7 protein-coding genes and 3 tRNA genes are annotated in these 8,513 nt (G+C 71.6%); 7 read left to right on the top strand and 3 right to left on the bottom strand.

All coding sequences use genetic code 11. From position 1 onward, the window contains the following. Positions 1–49: 49 nt before the first annotated feature. Both JSX79_RS16030 and JSX79_RS16025 read left to right on the top strand, forming a co-directional pair. Positions 50–1,432: an FAD-dependent oxidoreductase gene (locus JSX79_RS16030; protein WP_229087116.1), complete on the top strand. Its 1,383-nt coding sequence runs from the start codon at positions 50–52 to the stop codon at positions 1,430–1,432. A gap of 19 nt (positions 1,433–1,451) precedes the next feature. After that, positions 1,452–2,570, top strand: a complete 1,119-nt coding sequence (locus tag JSX79_RS16025; RefSeq protein ID WP_229087115.1) for a heparan-alpha-glucosaminide N-acetyltransferase domain-containing protein — start codon at positions 1,452–1,454, stop codon at positions 2,568–2,570. A 90-nt stretch (positions 2,571–2,660) separates the two neighbouring features. Here the strand turns inward: JSX79_RS16025 and cls are convergent, their stop codons facing one another. Further along, on the bottom strand, positions 2,661–4,121 hold the full coding sequence (gene cls / locus JSX79_RS16020) for a cardiolipin synthase (RefSeq protein ID WP_070418368.1): 1,461 nt from the start codon (positions 4,119–4,121) through the stop codon (positions 2,661–2,663). Between the two features lie 16 nt (positions 4,122–4,137). After that, a complete protein-coding gene (locus tag JSX79_RS16015) occupies positions 4,138–4,626 on the bottom strand; it encodes a YajQ family cyclic di-GMP-binding protein (RefSeq protein WP_069712130.1) in 489 nt (162 codons plus the stop codon). A gap of 139 nt (positions 4,627–4,765) precedes the next feature. Here JSX79_RS16015 and JSX79_RS16010 point away from each other — a divergent pair. The 5 genes from JSX79_RS16010 to JSX79_RS15990 all read left to right on the top strand — a co-directional run bounded on the left by JSX79_RS16010 (position 4,766) and on the right by JSX79_RS15990 (position 7,365). After that, a tRNA-Tyr gene (locus tag JSX79_RS16010) sits at positions 4,766–4,850 on the top strand. Between the two features lie 57 nt (positions 4,851–4,907). Further along, positions 4,908–5,729, top strand: a complete 822-nt coding sequence (locus JSX79_RS16005; protein ID WP_229087114.1) for an inositol monophosphatase family protein — start codon at positions 4,908–4,910, stop codon at positions 5,727–5,729. A 113-nt stretch (positions 5,730–5,842) separates the two neighbouring features. Continuing rightward, a complete protein-coding gene (locus tag JSX79_RS16000) occupies positions 5,843–7,096 on the top strand; it encodes a M23 family metallopeptidase (protein ID WP_229087113.1) in 1,254 nt (417 codons plus the stop codon). A gap of 91 nt (positions 7,097–7,187) precedes the next feature. Then, a tRNA-Thr gene (locus tag JSX79_RS15995) sits at positions 7,188–7,259 on the top strand. Positions 7,260–7,291: 32 nt separating this feature from the next. Further along, positions 7,292–7,365: transfer RNA gene (locus tag JSX79_RS15990), tRNA-Met, on the top strand. Positions 7,366–8,107: 742 nt separating this feature from the next. Here the strand turns inward: JSX79_RS15990 and JSX79_RS15985 are convergent. Continuing rightward, positions 8,108–8,479, bottom strand: a complete 372-nt coding sequence (locus tag JSX79_RS15985; RefSeq protein ID WP_071296713.1) for a hypothetical protein — start codon at positions 8,477–8,479, stop codon at positions 8,108–8,110. Between the last annotated feature and the right edge of the window lie 34 nt (positions 8,480–8,513).

Raw genomic sequence — 8,513 nt, 5'->3', positions numbered from 1 at the left:
CCTCGAACCCCCTCGGGAGCACCCCACCCGAACGAACTGGAGACGATCAGTGCCCACCCTCCGAGTCGCCATCGTCGGCGCAGGCCCCGCCGGCATCTACGCCGCCGACATCCTGCTGCGCGAGGCCCACGGCCACGACGTGTCGATCGACCTGTTCGAGCAGCTGCCCGCCCCCTACGGCCTGGTCCGCTACGGCGTCGCCCCGGACCACCCGCGCATCAAGGGCATCGTCAACGCGCTGCGCGACGTGCTCGACCGCGGTGTCGTGCGGCTGTTCGGCAACGTCCGCTTCGGCGAGGACATCACCCTCGACGACCTCCGGCAGCACTACCACGCGGTCGTGTTCTCGACGGGTGCGATCAAGGACGCCGACCTCGACGTCCCCGGTGTCGAGCTCGAGGGGTCGTACGGCGCCGCCGAGTTCGTCAGCTGGTTCGACGGCCACCCCGACGTCCCGCGCACGTGGCCGCTCGAGGCCGAGAGCGTCGCGGTGATCGGCAACGGCAACGTCGCCCTCGACGTCTCGCGCATCCTCGCGAAGCACGCCGACGACCTGCTGCCGACCGAGATCCCCGCGAACGTGTACGAGGGACTCAAGGCGTCCCCGGTCACCGACGTGCACGTGTTCGGCCGCCGCGGCCCGGCGCAGGTGAAGTTCACCCCGCTCGAGCTCCGCGAGCTCGGCGAGCTCCGCGACGTCGACATGATCGTCTACGACGAGGACTTCGACCACGACGAGGCCTCGAAGACCGCCATCGCCACGAACAAGCAGGTCATGGTGATGAACCGGGTCCTCGAGCAGTGGCGCACCCGTGAGACCGGCCAGGCGAGCCGCCGACTGCACCTGCACTTCTACGCGAAGCCCCTCGAGTTCGTCGGCGAGGACGGCAAGCTCGCCGCCATCCGGTACGAGCGCACGCGGCCGAACGGCCAGGGCGGCGTCGAGGGCACGGGCGAGATCCGCGAGATCCCGATCCAGGCCGCCTACCGCGCAGTCGGGTACTTCGGCTCGCCGTTGCCCGGCGTCCCGTTCGACGAGCGCCACGGCGTCATCCCGAACCACGAGGGCCAGGTCCTCGACGACGACAACCAGCAGATCCCGGGCGTCTACGCGACCGGCTGGATCAAGCGCGGCCCCGTCGGGCTCATCGGCCACACCAAGTCCGACGCGATGGAGACCGTCCAGCACATCGTGAACGACCAGGCGAGCTGGTGGACCCCGGCCGACCCGTCCGAGGGCGCGATCCCGGCCCTGCTCGCCGAGCGCGGTGTCGAGTACACCGACCTCGACGGCTGGCACAACCTCGACACCCACGAGCTCGCCCTCGGCGAGGCCGAGGGCCGCGAGCGCATCAAGGTCGTCCCGCGCGAGGACATGGTCGACGTGTCCCTCGGCCGCGTCGACGCCCGCACGGGCTCGGCGACGAGCTGACCGGCAGCCTGCGAACGCCATGACGACCGCACGCCCCGCACCGCCAACCGCGCTGCGGGGCGTGTCCGTCTCCGGGGTCCGGCTCGAGGGCGTCGACGTCGCCCGTGCGCTGGCGCTGCTCGGCATGATGGCGACCCACGTCGGGGGCATCGCCGACCAGGTGGACTGGTCCGACCCCGGCACCTGGGCCGCCGTCGCCCACGGCCGGTCGTCGTCGCTCTTCGCGGTGCTCGCCGGCGTCTCGATCGGTCTGACGAGCGGTCGGACGTCGCCGCCCGGCCCGCCGCGGATCGGTCGGGTCCGTGGCCGGCTCGTGATCCGCGCGCTCGTCGTCGTCGCGGTCGGCCTGCTGCTCATGGCGCTGCAGACCCCGGTCTACGTCATCCTCCCCACCTACGGCGTGCTGTTCCTGCTGGCGATCCCGGTGCTCCGGGTCCGTGCGCGCTGGCTGCTGGTCCTCGCTGCGGTGTGCGCCGTGCTGTCGCCCGTCGTCGCCCTCGGCATCGTCCCGCTGTACGCGGACGCCGGCATGTGGGAGGTCCAGCTCGGCCTCGTCTACCCCGTGGTCACCTTCCTGGCGTACGTGCTGGTCGGTCTCGCGGTCGCCCGTGTCGGCCTGGAGGGACGGCGCACCCAGGTGGTCCTCCTCGCGTCCGGCGCGGTGGTCGCCGCCCTCGCCTACATCGTCGGCAACGTGGTCGCGCCGGTGCCCGCCGACGCCGGGTTCGCGTTCCCCGGCGTGCCGTACGCGGGCGAGGGGAGCACCGCCGCCGAGGCCACGGCGCAGCTGTTCCTGTCGCCGCGGGACCACTCCTCGTCGATCGTCGACGTCGTGGGGACCGCGGGGGTGGCCGTCGCCGTCATCGCGCTCTGCACGCTGGTGTTCGACGGACGGGGCGAGGTCGTCCGACGCATCGGGTACCCGTTGGCCGCCGTGGGGTCGATGCCGCTCACGGTCTACGCGGGGCACCTCGTCGTGCTCGCGGCACTGCCGACGTACCCGGACTCGGTGGCGGCGTGGGGCTGGTTCGCGCTGGGGTCGATCGTGTTCGCGATGCTCTGGAGGCGGTTCCTCGGGCGGGGACCGCTCGAGCGCGTGACCGCCCGGCTCACCCGCCTGGTGCCGGACCTGCGCTGACCGCCCCCGCCGCCGCGCACCCGCGCCCGGGCGACCACCCGCCGCCCGCACCTGCCCGCCGGTCGCGCCCCGCGCCTCCTGGGCCGGCCGCTACTGCAGCGCCGCCGTGAGCCGCGCGACGTTGTCGAGCACCTGCGACCGACGCGGCCGCTCCACCCACGCGTCGAGCGTCAACTCGAAGCTGTGCTCCTTGTAGGCGTCCTGGACCTCGCGCAGCGCATCGACGAAGCGGCTGCCGCGGACCATCACGGAGACCTCGAGGTTGAGGCTGAACGAACGCATGTCCATGTTGCTCGACCCGATCACCGCCACGTCGTCGTCGATCGTGAAGTGCTTCGCGTGCAGGATCGTCGGCGCCCGGTACAGCCAGATCTTCACGCCGGCCCGGAGCAGCCCCTCGTAGTAGGAGCGCTGCGCGTGCCACGTCATCGCGTGGTCGCCCATCTCGCCGACGAACAGCTCGACCTCGACCCCGCGCTGCGCCGTCGTGGTGATGGCGTAGAGCATGGAGTCGTCGGGGACGAAGTACGGCGAGGTGATCGACACCTTCTGCTGGGCCGAGTAGAGCAGGGCGTTGAAGAGGCGCAGGTTGTTCTCGCCGTCGAACCCGGGGCCGGACGGGACGACCTGGCAGTCCAGTGCGTCACCACGGTCGGCCCGCTGGACGGGGTCGCTCTCGCGGAGCAGCAGCTCGTCGGTCTCGCTGTACCAGTCGGTGACGAACAGGGCGTTGAGCCCGGCGACGACGGGCCCTTCGAACCGCGCGAAGAGGTCCTTGTACTGCATGCCCTTGTCGATGTGGGACTTCAGGTCGTAGGACTTGTCGATGAGGTTCTGCGACCCGGTGAACGCGATCGACCCGTCGATGACCACGATCTTGCGGTGGTTGCGGAGGTCCGGGCGCTGGAACTTCCCCTGCAGCGGCAGCAGCGGGAGCATGAGGTGCCACTCGATGCCCGCGCGGTCCATGAACGCGAGGGTGTCCTTGTAGCCCGGGTAGCCGCGGCTCGCCCAGTGGTCGAGCAGGACCCGGACGGTGACGCCGCGGGCCTGGGCGCGGGCGAGCGCCTCGAAGAACGGGCGCGTGGTGTCGTCGAGGGTCGCGATGTAGAACTCGACGTGCACGAACCGCCGCGAGCCGTCGATCGCGCGGGTCATCTCGGCGATCGACTCGTCGTAGTCGGGGTAGAGCTCCGCGGAGTTGCCGCCCACCAGGGGCATGGCGCCGAGTTCGCGGTTCAGGCGGGTGATGCTGTCCAGCCACGCCGGCCACGGGTGGTCGCGACGGACGCGCTCGATCCCCTCGGTCTGCTCGAGGATGTACGCGTTGATCTCGGTCTGCTTCTCACGCCGGGCGTGCGGGAGCTTCGTCGACCCGATGACGAGGAAGACGATGAACCCGATGTAGGGGATGAGGAAGATCGCCAGCAGCCAGGCCGTCGCGGTCTGCGGCTTCCGGTTGATCGGGACGTAGATGATCGAGAAGACGCGGATCGCCAGGTCCAGCAGGACCAGGAAGACCGTGATGGCGACGGTGAGCCAGTGCTCCACAGCGGCGGGCGGCGCGTCAGCGGAAGTTGATGAACTGCAGCGGCACGTCGAACTCTTCACCCTTGAGGAGCTGGATCGTGTTCTGCAGGTCGTCGCGGCTCTTCGAGGAGACGCGCAGTTCGTCGCCCTGGATCTGGTTCTTCACGGTCTTCGGGGCGTTGGCCCGGAGGAACGCGCCGATCTTCTTCGCCACGTCCTGCTCGATGCCGTTCTTGAACTTCACCTCGATGCGGTACTCCTTGCCCGACGGGTACGGGTCGCCCGCGTCGAGGCTCTTGAGGCTGATGTTCCGCTTGATCGCCTTGCTCTGCAGGACGTCGAGGACGGCCTTCGCGCGCTCTTCCGAGTTCGCCTTGATGAGGACGTCCTCACCGCTGAACGCGATCGATGCGTCGGCGCCCTTGAAGTCGTACCGCTGCTCGATCTCCTTGGCGGCCTGGTTGAGGGCGTTCTCCGCCTCCATCTTGTCGACCTTGCTGACCACGTCGAAGGAACTGTCTGCCATGCGGGACAGCCTAACGGCGGACGGGAGGCGCGGTTCGGCACCCGTGGATCGGCCCACGGTGGTCACGAGCACCGTCTCGGATCGGCTATGCTTTCATGCGCGCCTTCGGTTGGTGACTACACGGGCCGGGTGCGCACATGGCAAGTTACCCAAGCGGCCAAAGGGATCTGACTGTAAATCAGCCGGCGTAGCCTTCGGGGGTTCGAATCCCTCACTTGCCACCATCGGAACGGCCCCGTCCTCATCGGACGGGGCCGTTCCGTTTCCGCGAGGATGGACACATGCCCTCCGACCTCACCCCCGTCCAGTTCGCCGACCTCGCCGAGTCCATCGCCCGTGAGGCAGCAGCGCTCGCCGCCCGCCGACGGGGCGAGGGGGTCGAGGTCGCCGACCGGAAGTCGAGCATCGTCGACGTGGTCACGGCTGCCGACCGTGAGGTCGAGGCACTCGTCCGGGCCCGGATCGCCGAGGCCCGGCCGGACGACGCGTTCTTCGGCGAGGAGTCCGGCACCGGCGCCGGGACCTCGGGCATCACGTGGGTGGTCGACCCGATCGACGGTACGGTCAACTACCTCTACGGCAGCGCCGAGTACGGCGTGAGCATCGGCGTGGTGCGCGGCCCGGCCGACCCGACCTCGTGGGAGCCGATCGCCGGCGTGGTCGTCCAGCCCGCGACCGGCGTCGTGTTCCGCGCGGCTGCCGGCGAGGGTGCCACGCGCGACGGGGCGCCGCTGCGCGTCGGGACGCCGGCCTCGCTCGCCGAGACGCTCGTCGCCACCGGCTTCGGGTACACCGCCGAGCGCCGACGGCAGCAGGTCGCGGTGCTCGCCGGACTGATCGGCGAGGTCCGCGACATCCGCCGTGGGGGAGCGGCCTCGCTGGACTGCTGCGCGGTGGGCGTCGGCACCGTGGACGCCTACTACGAGCGCGGGATCAACCCGTGGGACATGGCCGCCGGGTCGATCGTCGCCCGTGAGGCCGGCGCCGAGACCCGGATCTGGGAGGCCGGCGGCACGCGGTCGTTCCTCTTCGCCGCACCCGCGGTCGCGGACGAGCTCGAGGGTCTGCTGCGGCGCCTCGAGGAGTCCGTGCTCGCCGGGTGAGGACATCCCGAGGACTGGCGTCTCCCGGACGCTCCTGCTAGCGTGCTCGGGTCCCGTTATCTGCTCGTTACCAACGAGCGCGTCTCGCCCCGATCAGGATCCACGCCGAACACATGCCCCACGCTCCCCTCACGCCCGTGCACACCGACGGTTCCGCGGACGCTCCCGCACCGGTCGTCCACCTGACCCGACGGGCCCGCATCGAGGCGGAACGCGCGGCGGCGACGGCGTCCTCCGGGGGAGCACCGGAGCGCGTCGAGCACGCGACGGCCGTGGCGGAGCCGAGCCGCGCCTCCCGGGCCGCCCTCGGTGACGCGACCTTCGACGACCTGGTGAGCCCGGGGGCACCCGCGACCCCGGCCGCACCCGTGTCGCCCGTCGACCTCGCGCCGGCCTCGCCCGCGATGCCCGCGGCGACCGCATCGCCCGTGACGCCGCCGGCGCCCTCGTCGCCGGTCGTGGCTGCTGCCCCTGCGGTCGCGGCACCCACGTCCGCCGCGCCGTCCGCGCGCCGTGTCCTCGGGCAGGTGCCGGCGTCCCGTCGGACCGGGCGTGCCGCCACCGCCCCCGTGCAGGCCGACCGGGCCACGCGCCACATCGCTCGCACGGCTCCCGCGGCAGCGACTCCAGTTGCCGGGGTCGCGCCGCGTGCCGCGCGGGGATCGCAGGGTGCGTCGTTCCGTCGGGCGGCCTCGCGGGTGACGGCCGTCGGCGCGCTGCTGTTCGTCGCGGGGCTCGTCGTGTCGACCTCGCTGCCCGCACAGGCGCTCTACACCCCCGAGCCCGGCTCGACGTCGGCGCGGGCGACGGCCTCGGGTGACACGCAGTCCCTCAGCGTCGGTGCCGGTGCGACCGACGCCGAGACGAACCGCGACCAGTACTCGGTGTCCTCGGCGACGCAGTACAAGAACGTGGACTCCTCGAGCTTCACGAACGACCCGAACGGCACGATCCAGTGGCCGTTCCTGACCGGTGTGCCGATCACCTCCGGGTTCGGCGGACGCCAGGTCGAGGGGTGCTCCTTCTGCTCGACGAACCACATGGGTGTCGACTTCGCTCCGGGTGAAGGCACGCCGATCCGGGTCATCGCCGCCGGCACCGTCCTCAAGGTGCAGGCCAACGACGGCGGCTTCGGCAACGACGTCTGGGTCGAGCACGACGTCGACGGCAAGCAGTTCGTCAGCGTCTACGGCCACATGGAGGACAACTCCTTCAAGGTCGTCAAGGGCCAGCAGGTCGAGGTCGGCGACGAGCTCGGTCTGGTCGGCAGCACCGGCAACTCGACCGGTCCGCACCTGCACCTCGAGGTGCACGTCGACGGCGTCCCGGTGGACCCGCTGGCGTGGCTCGAGGCCAACGCGAACTAGCGGTTCCACGCGGCACGCCCGGGCGTCACGGCCGGTTCCTGACCACCGTCGCGGGTCTGCTATCCTCGTGTGGTGCCGCCGAGCGGCACATGCCCCGATAGCTCAGTGGTAGAGCACTTCCATGGTAAGGAAGGGGTCGTCAGTTCAATCCTGACTCGGGGCTCCGACCCGGTGCGGTAGTCGTGCCGGATCCTTGGCGGGGTAGCTCAGTTGGTTAGAGCACACGACTCATAATCGTGGGGTCGCGGGTTCAAGTCCCGCCCTCGCTACCGCAAGCCCGGCGATCCGTTCGCCGGGCTTTCGTCGTTCTCGGGCGGTGCCGCGCGCGCGTGCGCGTCTCGCGTGTGCGTCGCGCGGCCTCGGCGTCGGTGCGCGTCGCGGCGGCGCAGCGTCGAACCACGTTCCCGACGTCGAACCGGGCCCGCGACCTGGTTCCGTGTCGTTCCCGTGGTTCGTCCCGGCGCCCGCTCTTGGCGGGCAGCGCTGCGGCGCTGCCCGCCCCGCGCGCGGCGTCGGGTGCCCGCGCACAACGCAAGTCGCCCCGAACCGGGGGAGTGCGCGGTTCGCCGTGCCTTGCGTTGTGCCGCACGCGTGCCGGCGGGGGGCGACCGCGCGCCGTCGCGGTCCGCGGGCGGCGTCGAACCACGTTCCCGACGTCGAACCGGCCCCACGGCCTGGTTCCGTGTCGTTCCCGTGGTTCGTCCCCGGCTGCGGCCGCTCTTGGCGGGAGTGCGCCGCGGCGCTGCCGTATCGGGCGCGCGGCGTCGAACCACGTTCCCGACGTCGAACCGGCCCCACGACCTGGTTCCGTGTCGTTCCCGTGGTTCGTCCCCGTCCGCGGCCGCGGCGCAGCCGGGCGCCGGCAGCGCCGGGCGCCTGCGCACAACGCAAGCCACGCCGCACCGTGCGAAGACGCGGTTCGCCGCGATTTGCGTTGTGCGGCGCCCGGCGACGCGCCTGCGCGGCCCGCGCCCGCGCCCGCGCGGCGCGCTCGGCGCCGCCCGCGCCGCGCTACCGCGCGCTGAGCACGCCCGCCTGCCGGAGCGCCCGCTCGATCACCGCGGCCGTGCTGCGCCAGGCATCGTGCCGCCGCTTCGCACCGATCTCCCCGCCCGACACCGCGGTGCCGTGCCCGGAGTGCCGCAACGTGATCGTGGTCGACGTCCCCGTGACGGTCGTCGAGAGCTCGTACCGCCGGAACTCCCGCGACGGGTGCACGAGCGCCCCGAGCAGGATCGTGAGCACCCGGTTGCCCGTCGTCGCAGTGAGCGTCCCGCCCGTCGACTCGACGTGGTGCCCCGCCTGCTGCAGTGCGGCGCCGGCTGCCTCCATAGCGGTGCAGCGGTCGCCCGTGTGCACGGCGAACTCGGTCGTATGGTCCATCGTTCCTCCCCATCCCCGGAGATCGGTGTCGGTT

Origin of the sequence: Curtobacterium sp. GD1, from assembly GCF_020882855.1 — a bacterium.
GTDB lineage: Bacteria > Actinomycetota > Actinomycetes > Actinomycetales > Microbacteriaceae > Curtobacterium.
This window is presented reverse-complemented; position numbering and strand designations above follow the sequence as displayed.

What these genes read in the sequence shown, in the direction of transcription:
- JSX79_RS16025 (WP_229087115.1), top strand. Translation starts at nt 1,452, where the DNA reads ATGACGACCGCACGCCCCGCACCGCCAACCGCGCTGCGGGGCGTGTCC.
- JSX79_RS16015 (WP_069712130.1), bottom strand. Translation starts at nt 4,626, where the DNA reads ATGGCAGACAGTTCCTTCGACGTGGTCAGCAAGGTCGACAAGATGGAG.
- JSX79_RS16005 (WP_229087114.1), top strand. Translation starts at nt 4,908, where the DNA reads ATGCCCTCCGACCTCACCCCCGTCCAGTTCGCCGACCTCGCCGAGTCC.
- JSX79_RS16000 (WP_229087113.1), top strand. Translation starts at nt 5,843, where the DNA reads ATGCCCCACGCTCCCCTCACGCCCGTGCACACCGACGGTTCCGCGGAC.
- JSX79_RS15985 (WP_071296713.1), bottom strand. Translation starts at nt 8,479, where the DNA reads ATGGACCATACGACCGAGTTCGCCGTGCACACGGGCGACCGCTGCACC.